General features: G+C 46.7%; 19 protein-coding genes. 4 read left to right on the forward strand and 15 right to left on the reverse strand.

Going from position 1 to position 24,245, the window contains the following annotated elements:
* Positions 1-31: 31 nt before the first annotated feature.
* From CLV82_RS02315 to CLV82_RS02335, 5 genes are all read right to left on the reverse strand, one after another.
* Positions 32-1,105, reverse strand: coding sequence for a PA0069 family radical SAM protein (locus CLV82_RS02315; RefSeq protein WP_133642682.1), 1,074 nt, complete (start codon positions 1,103-1,105; stop codon positions 32-34).
* Positions 1,106-1,184: 79 nt separating this feature from the next.
* Positions 1,185-2,735, reverse strand: a complete 1,551-nt coding sequence (locus CLV82_RS02320; protein WP_133642683.1) for a hypothetical protein — start codon at positions 2,733-2,735, stop codon at positions 1,185-1,187.
* Between the two features lie 27 nt (positions 2,736-2,762).
* Complete coding sequence (locus tag CLV82_RS02325) at positions 2,763-3,545, reverse strand: enoyl-CoA hydratase/isomerase family protein (RefSeq protein WP_133642684.1); 783 nt, start codon at positions 3,543-3,545, stop codon at positions 2,763-2,765.
* A 17-nt stretch (positions 3,546-3,562) separates the two neighbouring features.
* Positions 3,563-4,972 carry a sensor histidine kinase gene (locus tag CLV82_RS02330; RefSeq protein WP_133643437.1) on the reverse strand — a complete coding sequence of 470 codons (1,410 nt, stop codon included), beginning with the start codon at positions 4,970-4,972 and terminating at the stop codon, positions 3,563-3,565.
* Between the two features lie 163 nt (positions 4,973-5,135).
* Positions 5,136-5,675: a CopD family protein gene (locus CLV82_RS02335; RefSeq protein WP_133642685.1), complete on the reverse strand. Its 540-nt coding sequence runs from the start codon at positions 5,673-5,675 to the stop codon at positions 5,136-5,138.
* 396 nt (positions 5,676-6,071) lie between these two features.
* Here CLV82_RS02335 and CLV82_RS02340 point away from each other — a divergent pair, with 396 nt between their 5' ends.
* The gene (locus CLV82_RS02340) at positions 6,072-6,554 is read left to right on the forward strand and encodes a YybH family protein (RefSeq protein ID WP_133642686.1); all 483 of its coding nucleotides are present in this window, start codon (positions 6,072-6,074) and stop codon (positions 6,552-6,554) included.
* A gap of 323 nt (positions 6,555-6,877) precedes the next feature.
* Here the strand turns inward: CLV82_RS02340 and CLV82_RS02345 are convergent, their stop codons facing one another.
* Both CLV82_RS02345 and CLV82_RS02350 read right to left on the reverse strand, forming a co-directional pair.
* Positions 6,878-10,015: a WD40/YVTN/BNR-like repeat-containing protein gene (locus CLV82_RS02345; protein ID WP_133642687.1), complete on the reverse strand. Its 3,138-nt coding sequence runs from the start codon at positions 10,013-10,015 to the stop codon at positions 6,878-6,880.
* Positions 10,016-10,131: 116 nt separating this feature from the next.
* Positions 10,132-11,094, reverse strand: coding sequence for a CHAD domain-containing protein (locus CLV82_RS02350; RefSeq protein WP_133642688.1), 963 nt, complete (start codon positions 11,092-11,094; stop codon positions 10,132-10,134).
* A gap of 824 nt (positions 11,095-11,918) precedes the next feature.
* Between CLV82_RS02350 and CLV82_RS02355 the strand changes: the two genes are divergently transcribed.
* Positions 11,919-12,935 (forward strand): AI-2E family transporter, encoded by a 1,017-nt coding sequence (locus CLV82_RS02355; RefSeq protein ID WP_133642689.1) that lies wholly within the window; start codon positions 11,919-11,921, stop codon positions 12,933-12,935.
* Positions 12,936-13,335: 400 nt separating this feature from the next.
* Here CLV82_RS02355 and CLV82_RS02360 read toward each other — a convergent pair whose 3' ends face one another.
* On the reverse strand, positions 13,336-13,977 hold the full coding sequence (locus CLV82_RS02360; protein WP_133642690.1) for a chloramphenicol acetyltransferase: 642 nt from the start codon (positions 13,975-13,977) through the stop codon (positions 13,336-13,338).
* A 933-nt stretch (positions 13,978-14,910) separates the two neighbouring features.
* Between CLV82_RS02360 and CLV82_RS02365 the strand changes: the two genes are divergently transcribed.
* Complete coding sequence (locus tag CLV82_RS02365) at positions 14,911-16,461, forward strand: DUF7282 domain-containing protein (protein ID WP_133642691.1); 1,551 nt, start codon at positions 14,911-14,913, stop codon at positions 16,459-16,461.
* 112 nt (positions 16,462-16,573) lie between these two features.
* On the opposite strand, the gene CLV82_RS02370 is transcribed toward CLV82_RS02365, so the two are convergent.
* Positions 16,574-17,086: a GNAT family N-acetyltransferase gene (locus CLV82_RS02370; protein WP_133642692.1), complete on the reverse strand. Its 513-nt coding sequence runs from the start codon at positions 17,084-17,086 to the stop codon at positions 16,574-16,576.
* Between the two features lie 316 nt (positions 17,087-17,402).
* Between CLV82_RS02370 and CLV82_RS02375 the strand changes: the two genes are divergently transcribed.
* Entirely contained in the window at positions 17,403-18,497 is a 1,095-nt protein-coding gene (locus CLV82_RS02375) for an alkene reductase (RefSeq protein ID WP_133642693.1), read from the forward strand.
* Between the two features lie 157 nt (positions 18,498-18,654).
* Here the strand turns inward: CLV82_RS02375 and CLV82_RS02380 are convergent, their stop codons facing one another.
* From CLV82_RS02380 to CLV82_RS02405, 6 genes are all read right to left on the reverse strand, one after another.
* Complete coding sequence (locus CLV82_RS02380; protein ID WP_133642694.1) at positions 18,655-19,146, reverse strand: DUF805 domain-containing protein; 492 nt, start codon at positions 19,144-19,146, stop codon at positions 18,655-18,657.
* Positions 19,147-19,171: 25 nt separating this feature from the next.
* Positions 19,172-19,729, reverse strand: a complete 558-nt coding sequence (locus CLV82_RS02385) for a hypothetical protein (protein ID WP_133642695.1) — start codon at positions 19,727-19,729, stop codon at positions 19,172-19,174.
* Between the two features lie 17 nt (positions 19,730-19,746).
* A complete protein-coding gene (locus CLV82_RS02390; protein ID WP_166636657.1) occupies positions 19,747-20,640 on the reverse strand; it encodes a hypothetical protein in 894 nt (297 codons plus the stop codon).
* Between the two features lie 301 nt (positions 20,641-20,941).
* A complete protein-coding gene (locus CLV82_RS02395) occupies positions 20,942-21,634 on the reverse strand; it encodes a gamma-glutamylcyclotransferase (RefSeq protein WP_133642697.1) in 693 nt (230 codons plus the stop codon).
* A gap of 10 nt (positions 21,635-21,644) precedes the next feature.
* A complete protein-coding gene (locus tag CLV82_RS02400) occupies positions 21,645-23,438 on the reverse strand; it encodes a DUF885 domain-containing protein (protein ID WP_133642698.1) in 1,794 nt (597 codons plus the stop codon).
* Between the two features lie 192 nt (positions 23,439-23,630).
* Positions 23,631-24,224, reverse strand: a complete 594-nt coding sequence (locus CLV82_RS02405) for a TlpA family protein disulfide reductase (protein ID WP_133642699.1) — start codon at positions 24,222-24,224, stop codon at positions 23,631-23,633.
* Positions 24,225-24,245 lie beyond the last annotated feature (21 nt).

Genomic DNA, 24,245 nt, shown 5'->3' on the forward strand with positions numbered 1-24,245 from the left:
AGCAAACCTCATATAACTTATAAAGGACAGCTCAGAACAGACTGAGCTGTCCTTTTTTATATTGCTGATGTAAACTGTTGTCCAGAGGGGGAAAGACACGATCTCTGAAATATTGTCTTTTGGCCAGTTTCACCATATCATGGATCTGCGTGGCAAGGATACCGTCTCCCTTATTACGGATTCCAAACCTGCTGTCGTTAAGACTACCTCCATGGCATTCCGCTATCTGGTGTAAAACCTTATCTGCGCGATCCGGCATTGCCTTCCTGATCCATTCTGAAAAGATCTGCCCTATGGCGCCGTTCAATCGTACCACGGTGAAAGAAAAAGACCTTGCCCCGTGATCCGCAACCGCCTTGGCCATCGGTAATACTTCATGGCTGTTGATACCGGGTATAATAGGAGCCAGCATGGCATTGACTGGGATATTATTTGCAGAAAGTTCCTGAATGGCCTGTAACCGTCGTGCAATGGTGGCAGTCCTGGGTTCCAGGATACGCCTGGTCTTTTCCGAGAGGGAGGTTACCGAGATGTTTACCCCTACCAGGTTATGAGCTGCTAATTCCTTAAGAAGGTCCAGGTCTTGTAGTATGCGCGAATTCTTGGTAATGATCCCCACCGGGTGCCGGTACTTTAAGAATATTTCGAGGCAGGCACGGGTAAGCCTGAACTTCTCTTCAGCAGGCTGGTAACAGTCTGTATTTCCCGAGAGCACAATTGTCTCTGCTTTCCAATTCTTACTTCGCAGTTTTTCCTCTAACAGTTTCGGCGCATTTTCCTTGACCAGGATGCGCGTTTCAAAATCCAGCCCGGCACTATATCCCCAGTATTCATGAGAATTCCTCGCATAGCAATAGATGCAACCGTGTTCACAACCCTGGTAAGGGTTGAGCGACCAGTTCATGCCAACATCAGGGCTCGTGACCTTATTTACAATTGTCTTAGGGAAGATAGGCAGGTACTGTGTCTTACCCGGGCCCAGATCCTCCCCTTCTGCCTGCATATATTCCAGGAAGTCATCCCTGGTCTCGTAGCGATGCTCCAGGAATTTATTGTCGGGATTTTGTTGTGCCCCACGGCCCTTATGGAAAGTATCTGGGTTCATTTAATGGATTTATTCCAAAATTATGGAAATTTTCCATTATTTAAAGCCCTTATTGATGTTAAATATGAATTGCTGTGAATTAACGCATCTCCACGCGCACCAATTGTTTCTTAGAGCCTCTCTTGGCATAGAAAAGCAGCTCTTCGTCATCATGGTCTATAAGAGGTTTGGAGACCATCAGCGGAAGCCTTGCCTCTTCGTTATCGATGATCTTTTCGTAATCCATTTTCCCCTGTTCATCAAGGCGGATGACAAATACATTCCGGTTACGGCTAAACCCCTGTTTAAAGATTAATCGCTCCCGGTTCAGCAATTGAGGATTTTCTGATGCGGTGCTGATAAAGAAATAAGTGTTACCGCCCAGGGTGTACGAACTATAAGAAGCGTATGCCCCATCTCCCTGGGTCACTTCTGTTTTATTGATATTCCGCGCCCAGGCCATATTTCCCTCTGCGTCCAGCCTGGCGCTCACAATATCGTTATAATGAAACCTTTCTACTCTCAGGCGGCCCCCACTGCTGTTAGCCTGGGTGCTGGTCGTCACGAAATACTCCTCGGCATTAAACAGAATATCGTTATCCGGCCCAAAACTCACATTCTTAAATACGAGGTCTTTGACAAATTTTGCGTTCTCCTTTCCAAATTTATCAAACATGAATTGTGGCGAGAAGGCGTTATATTTCCTGGTTGTGATCTCCAGGTTACGGGGGTCTACCCTGAAGTACGACAATCCGTTATACCTGTTGTCTTTGCGATCGGCATAGAAACCGACACAAATGATCTCTCCCTCGTGCCACAGGGGTTTCAGGGATTCTGAATATTTATCCTCGATATCAAAGGTCTGTACCTGGTGGCCTGTCCCATCCAGTTTAATAAGCTCGTACTGGAACTTACGTTCCAGTGCTGAGAACCGCTTTTTCTTATAATAGGCTTTTCCTACAATAAACACCTGGCCCAGATCGGGAGAAACGGCCAGGTTCTCAAAAGCGTAATTCTTATCCTCGACCTCAGCAGAGAAGTCGTGCTCCATCAGTTTCCTGAGCGAGGTATCAAAAACATGGATAGCGTGTTTATTGACCTTATTCTTTTTATAATGGGTGCTAATCACAAAGGCGGATCGCGCATCATCGAAAAGTACGGTCGTTGTAAACCCGGAACTGAAATTCCGGTTGTAATAATTTCGATCTAAGGGGTTATTTACAAATTCTGAGGGAATTGTAAGGAGTTTTTCAACGGTGAACTGGTTTTGCCCTACAGGACTCCTGTGCACCACGTATTCATAGGCCAGGGCTTCCGGGTTATATTGCAGGAAGAGCAGGTATACCTGCCCGTTACTGACATATCCCTCTACAAAATCCTTGCCTTTCAGTTTGTAATTCACCTCGGACACCAAATTCAGGTCACTGTCATACTGTTCTATGAAATAACCTTTGGGGGTCAGTATGAGTCCGGTATAATAAGCCCGGACCAGTACATATCCCCCGGATCCATCTTCGGCAGAGGAAAGCAGGTTGGAATACCGGTATTTATCATTGAATTTTTCCCCGAAGGTGTAGTTGACGGGCATTTGCTGGGCAGTACCACAGGCAATGCCCAACACCAATAGAAGTTGGGCTAGCAGGTTTCTCATACAGGTTTGGTTTGGGCGACGGAATTCTCAGGCCCCAGGGAAATCGGGCTTTCGTTTTTCCAGGAAAGCGGTTGTACCCTCCTTGAAATCCTTAGTCCCGAAGCATTTACCAAATGCTTTGATCTCGGCCTGGTAACCATCCGTATCATACTTAAAACCAGTATTTACAGCTTTTATTGCATAGCTGATAGCCACGGGAGAGTTCTTCGCGATCTTCGCCCCGAGTTTCTGGCAATAGTCCTGTAATTCTTCGATCGCACAAACGTGGTTCACCAGACCGTAATCCAGCGCAGTCTCAGCATCGATCATTCCGGCTGTCATGATCATTTCCATAGCTCTGCCTTTCCCGACCAGCTGTGGCAGGCGTTGGGTTCCGCCATAACCCGGGATCAGGCCCAGGGAAACCTCGGGCAGGCCCATGCGTGCATTAGCACTGGCGATCCTGAAATGACAGGCCATCGCAAGTTCTAAGCCACCGCCGAGGGCATATCCGTTGACCGCAGCTATAACAGGGGTTTTAAGATTCTCTACAAGGTCAAAGAGATCTTCCTGTCCTTTCTGTGCTAATTTCTTTCCTTCTTTTTCTGAAAATGACGAGAACTCCGCGATATCGGCCCCGGCTACAAAGGCTTTCTCACCGGAACCGGTTACTATGATTACACGAATTTCGGGATCAGATTCTAAAGCTGTAAAAGCATCATGCAGGTCTCCGATTGTTGCTTTATTCAGGGCATTCAGCTTATCGGGCCGGTTTATGGTTATGGTTGCTATAGGTGCGGTGGCTTCAATAAGGATATTTCCGAAATTCATTTCTGTCTTTTTTTTGGTTACACTTCTTTAGGGAATAAGACCGTAAATACAGTGCCTTTTCCTTGCTGGGATGTAAAGGTAATACTCCCTTTATAGGTTTCCACAATATTTTTGACCATTCCAAGCCCCAGGCCCATCCCACTGCTTTTTGTGGTAAATTTAGGCTCAAAGACCTTATCCTTGACATCGTCTGAAATTCCCACCCCGTTATCAGCAACGGATATCTTTACAAATTTACCTTCTGAAGATACGGTGACCAGGATGCGCGGATCGGAAATTTCCGGGACTGCCTGGATAGCGTTCTTCACCAGGTTGGTCACTACCCGGATCAGCTGTGTCCGGTCTAATTTGGCAATGATCGTTTCTTCATCGGCGATGAAGTGAATGTAATTTTCATTGAAAATATCTAATGCCAGTTTTACGATCTTAACCACATCCAGGGTCTCGTTCTGTTGAGCCGGCATTTCCGCAAAATTAGAAAATGCCGAAGCAATACTGCTCATGGTATCGATCTGTTGGATCAGGGTTTTTGAGAACTCCCTGATCTTCCTGTCTATCTCCGGGTCATCCGGGTTAAAACTGCGTTCAAAACTCTGAACACTCAGGCGCATCGGGGTTAAGGGGTTTTTGATCTCATGGGCTACCTGTTTGGCCATTTCCCGCCATGCCTGTTCCCTTTCGCTTCGAGCCAGTTTGGCGGCACTCTGCTCCAGCTCATCGATCATTGCATTATAAGCATCGATCAGTTTTCCTATTTCCTGGGAAGGCTTTTCAACAAATATCTTTTCGTTACGCTTAGTAAAATCGGTTTTGCCCATTTTATCCGAAATGGTCTGCAGCGACCTTGTGATGTAGGTAGAAACGATATAAGCCAGTAAAATTGCCATTAACAACATCACCAGGTATACACCTCCCAGCCGCATCAGGAATTCCCTCAGCTCCATATCGTTAAAAGAGTTATCCTCGAAGTAAGGTAGGTTCAAAATCCCTACAGGCTTAAATTTGGGATCCAGGATGTAGGTATAAGAAGCGAGGTATTTATCTCCTGCTGCCATATTATCCTCGACAAAACGCTTATCAACACTTTCTTTTAGCCGATTGAGAACTTCTGCCTCCAGGCACATGGAAAGGGAATCTACCGTCAGTTGCGGCCTGGAGCTGCGGATAAGTTCTCCTTCGAGGTTATATATATTGAAATTGACATTTTGTACATCAGCGATCCGGTATATCTCATCTTTAAAAATATACTGCAAGTTTTCTTCGGTCACGGGGTAGGTAGTCTCCTGAAACGTGTAGGCTATGCTTTGCTGTATCTGTTGTTCTTTTCGCTCCAGCCGGCCACGGTGATAATCCTTGGACTGTTCCCGGTACTGGTAAAGAGTAACCCCGGCAATCAGTACGGAGGCCATGACCACCAATAATATCATGGTTACGAAAATGCGTGATCTGAGCGAAATCTTCTGGAGCAAGGTTGCAGGCTTTGGGTTTAAAGATAGCAAATATCAAACCAGGTTGGTTTGCCCTTCGGCTCTGTTAAATAAAATTAGAATTAACGCGAGAAATTTCTTTTGAGGTGTTCAGGAATAACATTTAATCCTTACGAATCCGGTTGTAGAGCCGTATGCCCAGCATCAGCAAGATGGCCAGCACAAAAATACCCACTACCCCGTAGATCCAGTTAAAGGCATTTTTAAGGATGGCAAGGAATACGATCGCGAACAACAACAGTGTGGCCCCTTCATTCCAGATCCGCATAAAACGGGATGTATACACCACTTCATCGCGCTGTAATTTTTTATAGATCGTATGGGTTTTAAGGTGGTAAGCAATGAGGAGTACCACGAATCCCAGTTTCACCTGCATCCAGGGCTGACTTACCCAGGAGGGCATGAGGTGCAGCAACCAGAGGGCAAAAAACACAGCCAGGATAGCCGAGGGCCAGGTAATGATATTCCATAGCCTTTTGCTCATCAGTTTTAACTGCCGGGAAAGGATCTCTTTTTCCGCGCCCCCTTTTTCCACCGCTTCTATATGGTAAATAAATAATCGCGGCATATAGAACAGCCCGGCGAACCAAGTGATCACGAAGATCAGGTGCAGCGATTTGATATAGTTGTAGTAGTCGCCCATTTTGGAGGATAAAGTTAGGGTTTTATAAGAGATAATCTAAGGGTGTTTTGGAACTTAGAAAATCTCTGAGCAAAGCCTTACCTCGTTGCTGGTTCTTGTAATGAAAAGAGCATTTTCACTGCTTGTTTTTTGCAGAAAGTGGATTTAACTTGTCAGTGGGGAGGGGGGCATTCCCCCAAAGAATAACTTAACCTGTCCGGACAACCTCTGTACTGCTGTCGCCATTGATAACGAACAAACGCCTGTGACTTTTATTCCAATTCCCTTCCTGGTTTTGTATACTCTTTCCTCACTTCCAAGCTAAAGAAAATGTCGGTCGGATGTATTCAAAAAATATCCTAACTTAGTGTTCTTTCCCCCTAACCTTACAGGATCATTTAATTAAACGTACTCACTATGAAGCAATTATGGTTTTTACTGCTATGCTGTTTAGTATTATCCAGTTGTGCAGAAGAAAAGGAAACGGAACAAGCAGTAGATCTTGAAGCCGAAAAGGAAGCACTGATGGAAGCCAGCCGCGACTGGGCTAATTCGACTACCAACGAAGAATACCTAAGTTACTGGCATGAAGATGCTATCCTGCTGCCGCAGGGGCGACCTGCACTCAGGGGTCATGACGAGATCATGGCTATGCTAAAGGAAACGGACAGTATCCCGGGCTGGTCCGTTGATTGGGAACCTTACGAGGCACATATCTCGGAATCAGGAGATATGGGATACCTGCTTGAAAGAACCTTGTTTACCTGGAACGACTCTACCGGTCAGCTACAAAAAAACTACATGAACGCGGTGACCATCTGGAAAAAGCAACCCGATGGCAGCTGGAAAAACGTGGTGGATATCAATACTTCGGATCCGACGATGACCTCGATCCGATAATTTAAGACAACCTGTCCGGGCGTTTTTTCAGCCTGGCAGGTTTTGGTTTGTAAGTAGCTGTGCAGTGCTCAGTTTGACGGCGTGACCATATGACGTCCACTAATCTTCTTTGTCCCTTTTGTCACCAATGTCACCTTTGTCCCTCTGTCCCTTTGTACCTATGTAACTATTCACCTATTTCGAAAAGCAGCCTGCTCTCCTACCCCAGTAGGCGATGACCCCGGGCCTGTTTTCCCAAGTAACTTAGAATATCCTGCCACAAAAAAACCCAACGCTTTCCACTGAAGGAACTCGTTGGGTTTATAATTGATACCAGTTGACCGTTACTCCTGTAAGTAGAGGTAATTAAGTTCCAGGGCATTAAACGCCTTATTGAATTCGGCGACTTCCTTATCGACCAATTCATTAAAAGTTTTTAGTTCTTTTTCGATCGCGTTGGTAAGCTCTGCTTTTACTGCAAGATCCTGCTCCGTCGGCGGAAAGTCGTCCATCCCCACAAGACTGTTCAGGTGTGCCAGTTTATTGGTCAACCGGATTGGGAAATTTAAAGGGTCCTGTCCGCTCCTGTTCTGTGTTTGGTACAATGCCTTCTCTATCTCTTCAAAATCTGAGATCATCTTATCAGCTTTTTCTACCAATTCTTTAGTGGCTTCTTTACCCTTATACTGCTTTTTAAAGGCTTTTAACTGTTCATTGATCTTCCTGATCTTCTTAATCCTCTGATGTGCTTCATCCACAGTTTTGTTCACCTCGGTGATAAATTGGTGTTGTGCCTTCATATCAGCCACAGAAACTTCTGCCCTTGGATCCGGGATAATCTTAAAGGGCTGGGTACTGCTCTGCCCGTTAACGGTAAGATGCACCTGGTAATCTCCGGGAGCAGCCTGCGGTCCATCAAGGTTTGCCCACCAGAGGATCATCCCCTCCAGCTCTTCGGCGCCTTTTCCACGTGTATCCCATACGTGGGTGTTCCCGCCTTTCTTTACTTCAAGCTTTTTATCCTTCTCCTTAGCCGTATTCGAAAATGTTGCAAGGGTATCCCCTGCCATATTAGTATAGGCCAATGAGATGCTGTCCTTTTCAGATAAGTCTTTAAGATAAAAATGGGTCACCACCCCAGCCGGATGGTTCTGCCCTTCGGTTTTTGAGGGTTGGCTCAATGACCTTCCTTTGGTCCTGTATGCCGGTTTAGGCTGGTAAAGTATTACCTCTTTAGATTTCATACCGGCGTCCAGCTGGTGTAAAACAGAGAGGTCATCAAGGATCCATAAACTTCGTCCTTGTGTAGCTACGATCAGGTTATTATCCTTAATGGCGAGATCTGTGATCGGCACGATAGGGAGGTTCAGCTGGAACGGCTCCCAATGCGCTCCGTCATTAAAGGAAATATACATCCCGGTCTCTGTACCGGCATAGAGTAATCCTTTTTGTTCCGGATCTTCCCTTACCACACGTGTAAAATGCTCTGAGGGAATCCCATCAGTGATCAGGGACCAGCTTTTCCCATAATCATTAGTCTTATACAGGTATGGAGTAAAATCCCCTAGTTTGTAGCGAGTCGCTGCTACATAAGCGGTACCCTCCTCAAATGCGGAAGCATGAACGCTGTTCACCATGCTCCATTCGGGCATGTTAGACGGAGTTATATTCTCCCAGGTTTCTCCTCCATTCCTGGAAATATGGATCAATCCGTCATCACTCCCCACCCATAATAATCCTTCTTTCAGTGGACTTTCATCGGCTGCAAAAATGGTGGCATAATATTCAACCCCGGTATTGTCCTGGGTGATAGGACCCCCGCTTGATTTCAGTTTCTCGGGGTCGTTCCTGGTCAGGTCATCACTGAGGAGCTCCCAGCTTTTCCCTTCGTTGGTCGACAGGTGTACGTGGTTAGAGAAGGTGTACAACTTATCAGGATCGTGTTTACTGAAGATAATAGGGAAGTTCCACTGGAACCTGTATTTCATTCCTTCCGCCCCATAACCCATGGGATTATCCGGCCATACATTGATAGCGCGGGTGGTGTTGTTCTCATGGTTCACCCGGGTCAGGAAGCCTCCGTAACTACCGCCGTATACAATATCATTATTCTCAGGGTCGACCGCTATATGGGCCGATTCTCCTCCTGCTGTCTCCTCCCAATCCTCTTCCGAGATCGTACGACCGTCACTGCGATGCTTGATCCGGATGGTACTGTTATCCTGTTGGGCGGCATAGATGCGGTACGGAAATGCGTTATCTGTGGTAACCCGGTAGAACTGGGCTGTCGGTTGATTATGGTAGGTGCTCCAGTTCTCACCCCCGTCATAGGAAACCTGGGCTCCCCCGTCGTCACCTATGATCATACGCTGGGAATCTTCAGGTGCGATCCAGAGATCGTGGTGGTCCCCATGTGGTGCATTAAAAGTCTCGAAAGTTTTGCCGCCGTCGGTGGATCGATGATATCGCACATTCAGGACATAGACCTTGTCTTCATCTTCACTATCCGCATAAACACGGGTATAGTACCAGGCTCGTTGCCTTAATTTACGTTCGTCGTTCACCTGGGTCCAGGTCTTCCCGCCATCATCGGAACGGTAAAGTCCACCCTTCTCTTTATTTTCCACAATGGCCCATACCCTGTCCCCGTTCTTGGGAGAAACAGTAACTCCTATGATACCGAGGGTGTCCTGGGGAAATCCTTTGTTATCAGAGATTCGTTCCCAGTTTTCACCGCTGTCTGTACTTTTCCAAAGTGCCGAGCCTTCTCCACCGCTGCTCAGACTGTAAGGAGTACGTTGCACCCGCCATGTGCTGGCGTATAATATACGCGGGTTGGTTGGGTCGATGATCAGGTCTACCGCTCCGGCCATGTCGTTGGCAAAAAGGACCTTATTCCAGGTCTTTCCTCCATCCGTGGTCTTAAATACTCCTCGTTCATCACTGGGTTTATAAATATTCCCCATTACCGCAGCATAAACGATATCGGGATTGTCCGGGTGAATACGCATTCGCGAGATATGCCTGCTCTTTTCCAGCCCCATGCTTTTCCAGGTCTTCCCGGCATCTACTGACTTCCAGACTCCATAGCCGGAAGAAACATTCCCCCGGACGGTCTTTTCCCCACCTCCGACATAGATCACGTTATGATCAGAATCAGCGACTGAGACTGAACCGATACTGCCTCCAAAATAGCCGTCGGAGATATTTGTCCAGGTATTTCCCCCGTCCGTGGTTTTCCATACACCTCCCCCGGCTGCCCCAAAATAGAACAGGTCTGGTTGTCCCGGCACACCGGTTACGGCAGCTGAGCGGCCACCTCTGAAGGGTCCGACCAGGCGGTATTCCATGCTGGAATATAATTCCTGCGGGTACTGCTCTGTTTGTGATTGATGTTTTTTTCTTTTCTGTGCCGAGAGAGAAAACGGCAACAGCATAAGGAGCAGCAGTAAAGCGCTGAACCTGAATGCGGTAGTTTTCATAGAGTGTTATTTCGTGAATTGTAAGCTTTAAAAATAAGGAAAAAGACAGAATTAAAGTTTCCGGATTTTTTCATCCACTGCTCGGAAATAATCTGAAAAAGTGCCGTGAAACCTTTTTACCCGGGATTACCCGCTGATTGCCCCGGTACTGAAGATCGGATCTCGGATCCCGGATCTTTCATGGCTTCCCAGTAAGAATTCAGCCGCGAGACGAAAGATTCCGGATCCTCTGCATAAAGCCTGCGCCCAAGCGACCATGCATTAGATTGAAGCTGGCTGCGTTCTTCGTGAACGAGTCCGGCTAACAGCCGGTGCCCTGCCAGGTTGGTAGCTGTACTTTCCTCGGATTTAAGGGTCTGCTGCAATACGGCAAGGTCGTGATCCAGGCCCAGCAAATCGGCCAGCTCCCCCAGGGCGGTCTCCCAGGCCAGCATTACCGGTGGCCATATCATTTGCAGGTACCCTAATTGGTAATACAGGTCTTTTACCCGCTTGCGCCATTCGTGCAAATGATCTGCAGTAGTATCCTCCCGTGCTATCCCTCTGTTGGTTATTCCCCTGCCATAGGCTTTAAGAATTCCGGCAGAAAAAGCACTGAAGTCTTCCTTGTCAAGGGTCCACCGGTGTACCGTATCCTTCAACGCCTTAATAACCATCAGCACCTGGTCAGTAGTCCTGTGAGTTCTGAGGATTTTGAGTTGCTGCTGGTGTCGTTTCTGTAATTGTTGTTTTATTTCCTGGAAACCTTCATCATGGAAAATATCAGGATGCCTTTCCCCAAGCAGGCTGATCGACTCAACCAAAACAGCACTGTCCCGTGCATCGGACAACAGCCTGGCAGCATCCCGCAGTGCGCGGTTGGCATTTTTATACGTTTCTTCATTCATCCCGGACCGCACCAGCCGGAGTAGTGCCCTTAACTTCTTAAAGTCTTTGCGCGTCTCGTGTAAACCAATATCGAGGCTTTCTGCATGTTGCAGGAAATGCTCGGCGTGATCCAGCAACAAAAGCCCAAGCCGCTGAGTCCCCTGTTCGGGAGTTTCATCGGGGTTGTAATGTAAGATGATCGGGTAATCCATAGTTCTAATCTAAAGGTATGTTTTTTTTGGAATTCTCGGGAAGGTGAGTTGACTTGACTCTGTCTGAAACATCCACGCCCGGTAGAAAGAATAATATACACAAATTGGACATGCTCATTACTCAAAAATAAACGCGGACTGCAGGTTTTATGCGGGGTATACCGTTAACTTGTAACCGGGGCGGGGTTAAGCAACCCCGGGGGTCAGTTGACAGTAGGCAATTTCCAGTTCGCAGTAAGCGGAGGGCAGTCGGTAGTTTGCATAATTTATAGGTCGCCCCTGTCTCCCATTTCACTATGTAACTGTGAATCTAAAAGGTTCGCAACCTGGTGCCGTAGTGTACAGTTCGTGGCCTGCCTACAGCCCGTCCGACCTGTACCTACCCGAATACGTCATTAAGGCGGGCGGGCAGGTAAATTCGCGGTTTGCGGTTCGTAGCATCGTTTAATCTGCAGAACCGTTTGACGGCGTGACCCGCCCACCTCTTCGAGGTATTCGGGCAAGCGGAGTGACGGTGTGACTGCATAACACGAATACCCACATACCCGCATCCCTGCATCCCCGTTCACCGTTTCACCGTTTCACCGTATCACCGTATCACTGCATAATGGTTCCCCCCTGCAAGCTTTCTGCAGTAAAACACCTTAATTTATGACCGGGGCGGGGTTAGGCAACCCCGGATTAAGAATTGATACCTTTTCAGATTCATTCCCGTCCCTACTACTTCAACTGGCTAAACATTCTGCCAGATTTATTTAATAACGCATCAACTTCTTTTACAATAGTGTTCAACTTATCCCTGTATAATACAGACCTTTATAACTATGAAAACCATTGATCCTAAAATTATCCGCCAGCTATTCATTCTTGCCCTGATCGTTTTCATTGGGTTACTGATTATGAAGAATATGATGCCCTACCTGTCCGGGGTATTAGGAGCTATAACCATCTACGTTCTGTTGCGGAAACCCATGGCCAGGCTGGTGAAGAAAGGCTGGCACCCGGACCTTGCTTCGGGCCTGTTGATGCTGGCATCCTTTATCTGTATCCTGATCCCCGTTGGGGGAATCCTGATGATGCTGGGTAACAAGGTGAGCAAGGCTGTTCAGAATTCAGAAAAGTTTGTGAATGCGCTGAGGGATCAATTAAAATACGTGGAAGATAAGATCAATTATGATCTTACTGCCCAATTAGACAGTGAGGCTTTCAGCGGTTGGGTATCGACCAATTTACAGAGTGTTGCCAACAGCACCTTTGAGATCCTGATCTCGTTGGTGATCATGTATTTCCTGTTGTACTATATGCTCACCAACCGCAGTAAACTCCGGGAATCCTTATTCGAGTATATCCCGATAGGACAAGAAAATCTCCAAATGATAGGGAAAGATGTCAAAGAAATGGTAAGAGCCAATGCCCTGGGAATTCCACTCGTGGCCATTGCCCAGGGAATCGTGGCACTGATCGGTTTTCTCATCTTTAAAATTGAGAGTCCTTTTTTCTGGGCCGGGATGGTTGCTATTGGTTCTATGATCCCATTCGTTGGGGCATTGCTAGGTACCATCCCCGCCTTCATTCTCACCTTGTCTGCAGGTGATGATTTTGCGGCTTTTGGTATACTGATCTACGGCCTGGTCATCGTAGGATCTACAGATAATTTTATCAGGCTTTATGTGCTGCGCCGCTTAGATAATGTGCACCCCCTCATTACCCTGATCGGGGTGCTGGTCGGGGTACCCCTTTTCGGATTTATCGGGCTGATCTTTGGTCCGCTCCTGATCAGCCTCTTCCTGGTAATCGTCCGGATCTACAAGAAAGAGTACGGGAAACAGGAGGCGTTATAGTTTGAGGTTTGAGGTTTGAAGTTCGAGATTTGAGGCCTACCTTCGGTAGGTAAATTCGAGGTTTGAGGTTTGAAGTTCGAGGTTTGAAGCCTACCTTCGGTAGGTAAATTCGAGATTCGAGGTTTGAAGACAGCTGGTACAGGTTGGGATGCTCTTGAGTAAAAAACTTTGTCACTTGTGTCCCTTTTGTCACCCTTTGTCACTCTGTACCTATGTAACTATGTACCTGTGTACCTATGTAACTATATAACTAAAAAGTTCGGAGTTTGCCTATGGCAGTTCACTGTTCGCAGTTTGCAGTTTACAGTTTGCGGTTCGCAATTTACAGATGGGTAGTACAGGTTGGGCTATACAACTGTAAGACCGCACCCTTTCACCAATGTCCCCTTTATCACCCAAGTCACCTAAAAATCTCTCCTACCTGAGCGCCCAGCTTTTCAAAATTTTCATAAAAGGCTCCTACATGCCTGGCATCCATCAGAGCATGGTGGACTTGCACGGATAACGGCATCATCTTTTTATCGCCTTCATCAAAGATCTTCCCCCAGCTTATACGTGGTACGCTGTCATGTGGATGGTAGTGCATCGCATGCTGGATAGCCGTAAAACGGATCCATGGGATAGCCGAAAGGAAGAGGTAATCATCTCGTCCCGGCTCGTCTTCCATCACAGGATCGGTTTTCATCTCATCTATCCGGGCGGCAGCCTCTTTGAGAAAAATTCCTGCTTCCGGGTGATAGGTAACCGTGCAAAAACTGAAGACATCAGTCCCGGTGGTAGGTACCGTGAAAGAAGGGTGAACATATTTGTGTTCCACTACTTCTTCTCCCCGGATCCTTTGCCGGAATTCGGTTACTTCATTGGCTGCCCTGGATATCAGGAAAACCAGCCCGCTATGCACCGGTATGCCTGAATTTTTAAAATGCGGTAAAATATCGGTGACCTCCACGTTTGTAGTAATACTGAAATGTGGATGATTCATCCCATTGAAAAATTCAAAGTGTTTTTTGCGATGGGGATTGGTAAAGCTGATCTTTTTCATGAGTGGTCTTTGAAAAGCATAAAGGTCCAGAAAATATGTGGTATCTGAAAAATGTAACCTGGTAGGGTGCAGGATTTTTACCGTGTGGACTTATAACTTGAAACCGGGGAGGGATTGTGAGATCCCCAGAGTTCAGTTGGCAGTGGTCAGTGGGCAGTGGGCGGTTTGATGTTTGAGGTTTGAGGTTTGAGGTTTGAGGTTTGAGGTTTGAGGTTTGAGGTTTGAGGTTTGAGGTTTGAGGTTTGCAAAATATCTCCGTCACCTGTGTAACCTCTGTCCCCTCTGTCACTTTATAATTATGAATTTGTCAACAAAAAGGTTCGGAGCCTGATTACCGCAGTTTAAAGTTCGCAGTTTGAGGTTTGCCGTTTGCGGTTTGCAGTTTGCATAATATCTCTGTCACCTGTGTAACCTCTGTCACCTCTGTTACTTTGTAACTATGTCCCCAAAAATGCAACAATAGAAAATCAATGAATCAACTGAAATTCAGATACTTACATTGTTTGAAGGAAAATTCCCCTTTTTTACGTCAATTTCTCTAGCGAAACCACAAACCGCCCCGTCGCCTGCTTCCTAATTTTGTGTCCAGAAAGATTATATTAGTTTATAGTGCCTACGATGAATAAAAGGCAGGGCAAATGAAGGTTTTTGACATAGACAGACCCTGCCTTTTCGTAGCATACTGATCATAGTATTAAAGGGAAGACCAGGCACGCAGTGCCTTTTTATATACACTTTGTTTGAATGACCCCGCACAGTGTTCATTCAAATAGATCTGAATTATAGGTGCCGGAGCCTCTCCGGACCGGTTTATGAATACCCGTCGGTTCCATTTTCACAACTCCAACCGGGTAGTTCATCGTACACCTAAAAGTACTCCGTGCCCCCTTCCCTTTTAATACCCTTTCTTATTAATAACATAAATATTTAAAAATGAAACACCTACAATCATTTAGATCACTGGCTTTGGCCGGATGCGTAGTCATGGGACTGGCATTCCAATCTTGTTCTGAGAACGATGATAATACCGATACACGGGTAGAGGATTTTGCATCCTTTACCGTCTCCGATCAAACCCTGTCTGCAGATAACAAATTAACTATTGCCCAGGCAACATTCCCGGAAGACGGATGGATCGTAATCCACCCTGATAACGGAAGCGATGCTCCTGACCAATCCACCAATCTGAACGAGCCATTACTTGTTTCCGAAGCCATCGCCACGGATATCGAAGTAACCTTAAAAGACGACGTCACTATAGAGGACGAACAAAAGCTATGGGTAGTTCTATATAAGGATGACGGCACCCTGGGTACCTTTGAGTACGATGGTCAGAGTGGGCTTGATATGCCTTACATGAATGACGACAACCAATTACTGACTGCTTCATTTATCGTAAATGTAGATGCAGAAGCCAGTGGTTCATTTACCGCGGAAGACCAGGATATTGAAGACAATACCCTGATCGTCAGCTCTGTGACTGTTGACCAGAATAGCTGGGTAGTGGTACATGCCGATAATGGTGAAGACGGACCAGTGGTTCCTGAGATCATCTCAGAACCGGTATTCCTTGAAGCCGGAACCCATAATGACGTGGAAGTTACCCTGAATAACTCGGCTAACATTAAAGAAAATGACAAGCTGTGGATCATGCTGCATGCTGACACCGGTGCCAGTGCAGAATACGAATTTGACGGTGAGAATGGCTTAGATCTCCCTATCGAGGATGCCGAAGGTAATATCGTTACCTCTTCCATAACTGCCCTTACCGTGGAGGCCGTTGCTTCCTTTGAAGCAGCTGACCAGGTCATCTCCCAGAATACTGTTGTCGTGAGCTCTGCTTCCTTTAACCAGGACGGATGGATCGTAATTCATAAAGACAATGGGAATGGCGGACCTGTAGTTCCTGAAATCGTATCTGAACCTACTTACGTAGAAGCAGGTACTGCAACCGATGTTGAAGTACAACTGGATGCGGATTACAGCTTCACCGATGGAGAGACCCTTTGGGTTATGTTGCATACCGATACAGGTGCCGAGGCCGTATATGAATTTGACGGCAATAATGGGATGGACACCCCGATCCTTGATGCTGAAGGTAACGTAGTAACCTCCGCTGTTGTGATCAGTGCAGCTTCTGTTACTGCTGCCGACCAGGCCGTTACTGAAGGTACTGTAGTGATAGACGAAGTAGTAGCCGCTGTTGATGGATGGATCGTTATCCACAACGAGGATGGTATGGGGAATATCACCCTGCCCGGTATTATCGGGAAAGCGAAAGTTACAGCCGGAGTCAATACGGACGTAGAAATTGAACTGGACGAATCTGTGAACATCACTTCAGGACAGAAACTGTTCGCTATGTTACACATAGAAGGTGAAAACCCGGATGAATACAACTTCCCGGGAGCAGATATTCCGGAAGTATTCGGATTTGCAGTGGATAACGCAAATGTAATTGTCACTGAAATTACCGTACAATAATCCGAGTTAATTAGCTAAACTGGATTATCAGAAATCCCGGGCCATGCGGTTCGGGATTTTTTTTGATATTCTTCCTGAATTTCCGAAATAATAGTTGGTCCTGGCCGCTAATCTATTCCAGATCTATTTCAAACAATGCTACCCTCTCGCCGTGATAATGATCAGGAAGACCGGAAGTATCCTTCATATTGAACATTCCCAGGAAAATAAAACCACATTCCTGGTAGTGCCGTATCAACCTGGTGTTGTCTCCCAGGGTATCAAGTCGGACATAGCGCTTGCCATGTTCCCTCCCGTATTCTTTAGCCCACATAACAATTTTTTGCACAAAATTATTCCCCCGGAATTCCGGGTTGGTGGCAATACGATGTATGTATACCGCCGGGTCTGCATTGCGATCTTCCCAGATCTGTTCATCTGAGAATGTGGTGGCCCAGACACACGCGATCTCTCCATCGATAACTAGTTTCCACTGGCGCTGTTCCGCAATCTCCTTGAGCACCAATTCGCGCTCAAAATCCGGCCATACCACTACGGTTTTCTTTTCCCGCTGATACCTTGAGGCAGCAGCATAAAGACGGAATATCTCTTCTAGATCTGATAAGGTCGAATTCTCTACTCGCATATTTCTTTACTTATGGCAAAATTCAGTATTCCGCCTGATTCCAACAACCCGGTTCTTGCTATTTATGAGGTACAGAGTGACAAATGGGGACAGAGGTGACAAGGGGGACAAATTATTTTCTGGTACAAAAGCATCCAACCTAGCCCTAGCTGCCTTCAAACCTCAAACTTCGAACTTCGAACTTCGAACTACCAGTCCCGGTCCCTAAAGTATTGTTAACTCCCAAGGTTATGAGAATTATCTTGTTTAACTTTGTTGTAAATACATTAAACAAAATAAACGGCAATAGCGCTGCCTCCTAATAAAAAGTATATATATGAAACTATTACAACCCTTTAACCTGAGAGGTTTACTCTTAAAAAACAGCATGGTCATGGCACCACTTACCCGGGCCAGGGCACTGGACAACGTGCCCAACCAACTGATGGTGGAGTATTATGCAGAGCGGGCCTCTGCCGGGCTCATCATTACCGAGGGAACGGCTCCTTCACCCAACGGTATGGGATACGCCCGCATCCCGGGAATCTTTACTGCAGAGCAAATTGAAGGCTGGAAAATGATTACTAATGCCGTTCACGACAGGGACGGAAAGATATTTATGCAGCTGATGCATACCGGGCGGGTTTCCCACCCGGAGAATATGGAAAAAGGCGCACAAGTGCTGGCGCCCTCTGCCGTTCGGCTCGATGGGCAGATGTATACAGACACCAAAGGGCCCCTGGCCTACCCTGAGCCCAAGGAAATGACCCTGGCCGATATCTCCCAGGCCCAGGACGAGTTCCTGCAATCGGCAATAAATGCTATTAAAGCGGGATTTGACGGCGTAGAAATTCATTCGGCCAATGGTTACCTGGCCGACCAGTTCCTGAACACGGCCACGAATAAAAGACATGATGCCTATGGAGGATCTATCGAAAACCGTACCCGCTTTACCCGGGAGATCACCGGGCAGATCGTAAAAGCTATCGGGGCGCAAAAGGTAGGGATCCGGCTGTCTCCTTACAGTACATTTAATGGCACTGAGGTCTTTGATGGAATGGAAAAGCAGTTTCTCTACCTGGTTGATGAACTCGAACAATACGACCTGGCATATATCCACCTTGTGAACAATGCTGCTCTCGGTTCTCCTGATGTCAACGAAGATATTTTTAAACAGATACGAAAAAATTACAGCGGCAACCTGATCATGAACGGTGGTTACGGAAGACGCAGCGGAGAAGAGGCCTTGATCCGCGAAGAGGCCGATCTGATTTCCTTTGGTCGATCCTTTATAGCAAATCCCGACTTGCCTTACCGGTTCTCGTACAACCTCCCGCTGAACGACCCGGATCCGGAAACCTTTTATACTCCCGGTGAAAAGGGTTATACCGATTACCCGGCTTACACGGCGCACGAAGTCGCAAGCGCATAATATAGTCACCCGGACGGTCCAAATGTGGGTGACCTGACTAACCCCCCGAAGTAACATGGGTCTGACGGGGGTTATCTTAATCCCCCTACGCTCCTGTCAGAGCTACGGGGGATTTTTCTTTTCCCGCTATCCTGTAATAAAAGCAAATACTGAGGTTTTACTTGAGATCTCCTTCCTTGTATCCTCCCGGATAACCTGAGGATTGGTTGGTAGGTGGTAAGAACCTGGAATGGTCACTATTTGGAGCCTCTTCTGTTGGATTCCTGCTGAAACCTTCTACCTGTGTCCTTTGTATGGGACCTTGTTCCTGGGCTATTACTGTGGCCGGCTGTGCAAATTTGATCGCCTTCGGATCTTCACCATATTCGTTTTCATGTCGCTGCCCGTCTGCAAACAGCAGCCAGAAACCGTAAAACGGGATCAGTTGAAACCAGCCACTGTTGCCAAGATCGTGACATCTTTTAGCAGCCTGGGCCCACATGAACCAGATAGCTGGCACGATAAATAGGAAAAACAATATCCCCCCGGCATCTCCGCTGAATGCCATCAGCATAATCAGGAGATAGTAGACGAACATAAAAATGATGTAAGAAATTCCGAATTCCGATCTGCGGATACGGCCTTTAAATGAAAATGGATTTTTGAACATAAGTACTGGTTTTTGGTTCAATTATTTACTGGTAAAAAGTCTGTTCTGCTGCCAGCTCCTCGAAGGAGGCTCTTGAATTTTCAATGAAATCGTCCATGGATAGCTGGTCGTATGCTGAGATCACCGGGTACATCAGGTGTTTATAATACTGTGGGTCTTCTTCCAGATCATCCAGGTTGAGTACGTCATGGGCAAGTTCGTGGTACATCAGGTAATAGCGTTGTTGTTTATTGAATTTAGCCCAGCTGGTACGGTTGATATAGATCTCGATAAAATCATCTTGCTGGAACCCAAGGGAAAATCCATGCATATGCGTGGTTCCCTTGTAATTGTCAAAATTGGCAAAAGCGATCACGATCTTGGGAGGTCTTACAGGGAATAGTCCTGCATTGTTGCAGTCCCGGTAAAATTTATCCAGGTACATGTCAATTTCCGTTTGCTCTTCTTCTGTTACGCTGGCTGTTGAAATCACCTCCGAAAAATCTTCCTCTTCAGGTACTACTATTCCACGTATAAAAAATATATAACAGCTGACACTCAGGAGCATCAGGCATATCATTACGAGAAATTGGCGGCTATTCATAGGCTGACAAAAAATTGTTATTTGTATTGGTCAGGGAAGACCACGGATCGGGTTATAGCTTTAAAAACGGGGAGGTTGGTTCTGTACGATGTACTGCTGGCGATGCCCTGTAATAATATAAGCCTGTCCTCAAAATAGATCCCCCAGCAGATCGCCTTGTAATTAAAAGAGGTATCCAGGTTCTTACGGCTGCCGGTATAAGTGATCTGCAGTGCCGGGTACCGGTCAATTTCCACAACCTCTGCCTTTAGCAGCTCCCCTCCTTCATCCTCAATCCATTCTTCCGCTATAACATTTCGCCACTCCTGGTCCTCGAATAATGCCCTGGAATCATTCCGGCTAAAGAACTGGCCGGTGTCCCGAATGATAAGATTATAGCTTGCGCCCTTGCCAATAAATTTACCGGGAATATGGGGCCTTACACCTTCTTCATAGGTCCAGCCCAGGGGTTGTTTCAGTTTTATGTTAACGCCCATTGCTTTTTCGTGACCCTCAAAGTCAACATAGGTTCCCAGTTTATTTGGCACCACCGGATCGGACGAAAAATCCCGCCAGGGGACCTCGACCTGCCCTCGTAATGTCCCTTCGGAGTCGGTATAGGTGAAAGCTGAATTGATCTGGTTCCGGTGGTAAAACTGGCCGATGGACTCCTTCTTAAACTGGCGGATGATAGCTGCCTTCAGGTTCCCGGGCATCGTCCAGTTATCGGGTACCCTGTACTGGTAGATCACTGTCCGGCCCTCAGAAACACAGCGGGTCAGGGCCACCCCCGTCTCGCTATTGGTACGCCCGGCAAGGGTGCGGGTCACCTCCTGTGCCAGTTGAGCTATTTCCTGTTCCGAAAAGGATTGGGCCTGTATATGAAAACTCCATAGGAGGAGTCCTGCAGCCCACAAAACATTACAAATCATAAACATAAAAACGAAGCTGGGGAGGATATATTCTATTTGGCGGGAGAAAAGTGGTTAGTTGGAGGTTTGAGGTTCGAGGTTTGAAGTTTGAGGTTCGAGGCCTGCCTATAACCCGTACGACAGGCAAGGGTGGGCAGGTAAATTCGAGGTTTGAGGTTCCCGATCGCTATGAGAATTCGACTTAAAAATTCGCTTATTCTAACTCGGCACCTGCCATCATGCCCTTACAATTATAAGAATATCTGAATCGTGATCTATTATTCTTATCTCTCGAGATTATTGTGGGATATAAGAGATATCACTAATCCTCCTTCTTTACCCTGAAAATAGAATCCACCACCTCCACTTCGGCCGGTATGGGACGGGTTGACTGTTTGTATTCCTTTTGGAATTCTTCTCCCAAGCTTTCGACCGCCTCTTCTACCATGTTGGCATACCCCGCTATTACCACTGGTTCATCACCCTTCCCGGTATAGGTGAATTCAGGGCGGGCCATATAGGCATATACTTTACCTGCCGAAAAACGGAATTCCGCTATACTGTCCTGTACCTCGATGCGCTCGTAACCTGTTTCCCTGCGATCTATCTTTTCCAGTTCCTGTGGTGTCAGAAAAAAGAGCACTGCATTCATTATTGCCCCAGGAGATTTGGACAGGTTCAGGCCAAGAGTTTTGATGAGTGGCAGGGTATCGCCTTGGTTAATGTAATAATGATGGTAATCACGGGCTTCCGGGTTATTCTCCAGGAATTCAGGATGCTCAAAGGAATGAAGGTAATTCCAGTCACGCTGGTAACCCTGCAGGTGCAACCTGTAAGAACTGTCCGCATAAGCATGCCCAAGCGAATGTTCCATGCTCTCCTGTTTCATCAGGGAACCGTAGCCGACCAGTCCCACTTTATTTTCTGGAATTTCAAGCAGGGGCTTGTCCCCCGCCTCTTTACAATGGATAAGTAAAAAGCACGCAAATACGGGGATAAAGATGGATCTTTTCATCTGGATCAAGTTATTGTTGAGTATGTTTTCTGACTATCTCGGTTTGTTCAACATTCTTTTCCACATTGCACCAGTCCGTCACTTGTTGTTCCAGGTAACTCCAGGGCATGGTGCCCTGGTCCAAGTAGATACTGTGAAATTTTTTCAAGTCAAACTTATCCTGCAGGCAGTCCTGGACCATGGTCTTCAGCTTACTGATTTGCATCCACCCAAATCCATAGGTCATCAGGTTCACGGGAATAGCAGCACTTCGATCTACGAGGTACTCAGCGACCGGGCGATCAAAAGCAACGTCTACGGAGAGAATGTAATCCACCGCTTCCTCCCGGGTCCACCCTTTGGAATGAATACCTGTTTCAAAGACCAGGGCGGTCAACTGAGGAAAGAAAAGAGATTCCAGTTCCGTTTTTTCAGAGGAATACAAGCCAAGTTCTTTTGACAACCTTTCTGCGTAAATAGCCCAGGCTTCAGCATAACCGCTCCGTACATAAAACTGGGAAAATGGATGCTTGCTAAGTTCCCGGCCATAACTTGCTTCAACATGGTGCCCAGGATAGGCCTCGTGAAAGGTATTCTGCTCTGTGTATCCCTTGGATATCTTTCCCGGCGGAGTGGTCGACATATAAAAAATGGCGGGCTGAGAACCATCGATTGAAGCTTCCTGGTAATGTGGCCCCCCGGCAAATTCTTCTACTTCAGGTAAAGGTTCAACCTCTACTTTAGATTTTGGAAGATAGGTTAAAATCTGGGGCAGGATCTTTTCAGCTTGCTCCATTTTTTCACGGGCATGTTTAATGATTTCTTCCCTGCTGTTAAAATATATTTGGGGATCAGACTGATAGGTCAGCTGCAGTTCCCTCAGGCTCTTTACCCCGTAGACCTTCTCTCCGAGCTCAATTAATTTTTTATGTCGTTCCGCCACCAGTTGCAAACCTTTTTTGTGCAGTGAATCAGCCGTGATATCAGAACCCAGTATGCTTTGGATATACGCCTTGTAGCAGGCTGCCCCTTCCGGGATAGCTGTAATGCCGATAGATTTCCGGGCATTAGGGAGGTAGTCATTCTTCAGGAACTGCCGGTAATTCTCCAGTTCCGGCCTGATTTTCTCTATTATTATCCTGCTGATCTCTTCCTGGAATACCCGGGATGTATCCCGTAGTGCAGGGAGGTAAAAATTATTCTTCTCAATAGGACCGGTGATCAGGAAATCTAATTGTTCCAGGACTCCTTCAATGGCTTCCCGGTGTTGGGCATATCCCAATTCCAACCCAAGACGGTTATTAGCCATATCGTTGCGGATGTATTGCGGTATCTTCTTCCAACGCACCAGGGTCGCCTGTCGACTTGCTTCATCCCCCACGGGCTGCCGTTGTCCCAACTTCGTAAAAATGGTGTGAAAAAAGGCATTCTGGGTGTTCATATTCCACAAGTGGGTATTACATATCCGCGTGCTGCGGCCCGCCTCCAGTTCGTCCTTGAGTTTCACATATAGCGGGTAATCGGTAATAGCGGTAGTATCCATCTGCAGCAAAAGTTCCCAGATCGAATCCTGTATTTTTTCAAACCGGGCTATGCCCTGCGAGCTATTATCCGAAAGGTCTGTATGATTGGTATCCGTGTGACCTTCGATAGTGGCACGTTCCGGGTAGTGTTCAAAATAGGATTGCAGGTAAGTATCGGCCAGCTTACTGATATCATTTTCTGATTCCGGCAAAGATTTGCTGCTGTCATTGCATCCAGCGAGCAAAAGGAAAAGGGAGAATATAATTAGTACAAAGGTAGTTCGGGAATTAAGCTGTCTCATAGCAGTTCTGCTTAAGTTAACAATCCGGGGAACTACAGTTATTTAAATATAGAAAAAAATCGTTTTAAAAGTAAAACAGCCAGTGGATTATGCTCAGGCGAGGTCTGGTTTCGAGACCGTATTATAAAAAGGATTACCCCCTTTAATCATGTCCGAAAGGGGGCTATCATTACTCTGATAAATAGGAGAATATTATTCCAGGGACTTCAAAAAATTCTTAAAATCCTCGGTATTATAATCTGCCATGCCTCTGTGCTGCATGACCAGGTTGCCGTGCTTATCAATGACAAAGGTAGAGGGGATACTACCGGTCTGGTACTGCTCCGGCAGAGGTGCTGCCAGTTCGTAAATGGGCATCTCGTAGCCCTTGCGATCCATGAAATCGATGGCTGTCCGGAAGTTCCGGTCCTGGGAGAGCAGGATAAAAACGACCTCATCTCCCATTTCCTCGTACAGACCGGCAATGCTCGGCATTTCCGCGATACAGGGGGGACACCAGGTCGCCCAGAGATTTAAAAACACTGTTTTACCCTGCAGCTCTTCCAGGGCAAGCAGTTTTCCGGAGGTATCCCGCAATAAGAGATTTCCATCTGCTTTGGTATATGCTGCCAGTTCTTCTTTTCCTTCATTCTTACGGGTTTCCACCGAAGGGTTCAACACCCCTGTTGCCAATAACCCCCGCTGTGCAAAACCGATCACCTCGGTATGCTTGCCGCTAGCATATAACCCCAGGGCTACCAGTGCCAACAGTCCGTAAAAGATCCAATCTTTTGCTTTATTACTCATATCATTTCAGATTTAATCCAA

The organism is Zeaxanthinibacter enoshimensis, from assembly GCF_004362865.1.
GTDB classification, from domain to species: Bacteria; Bacteroidota; Bacteroidia; order Flavobacteriales; family Flavobacteriaceae; genus Zeaxanthinibacter; species Zeaxanthinibacter enoshimensis.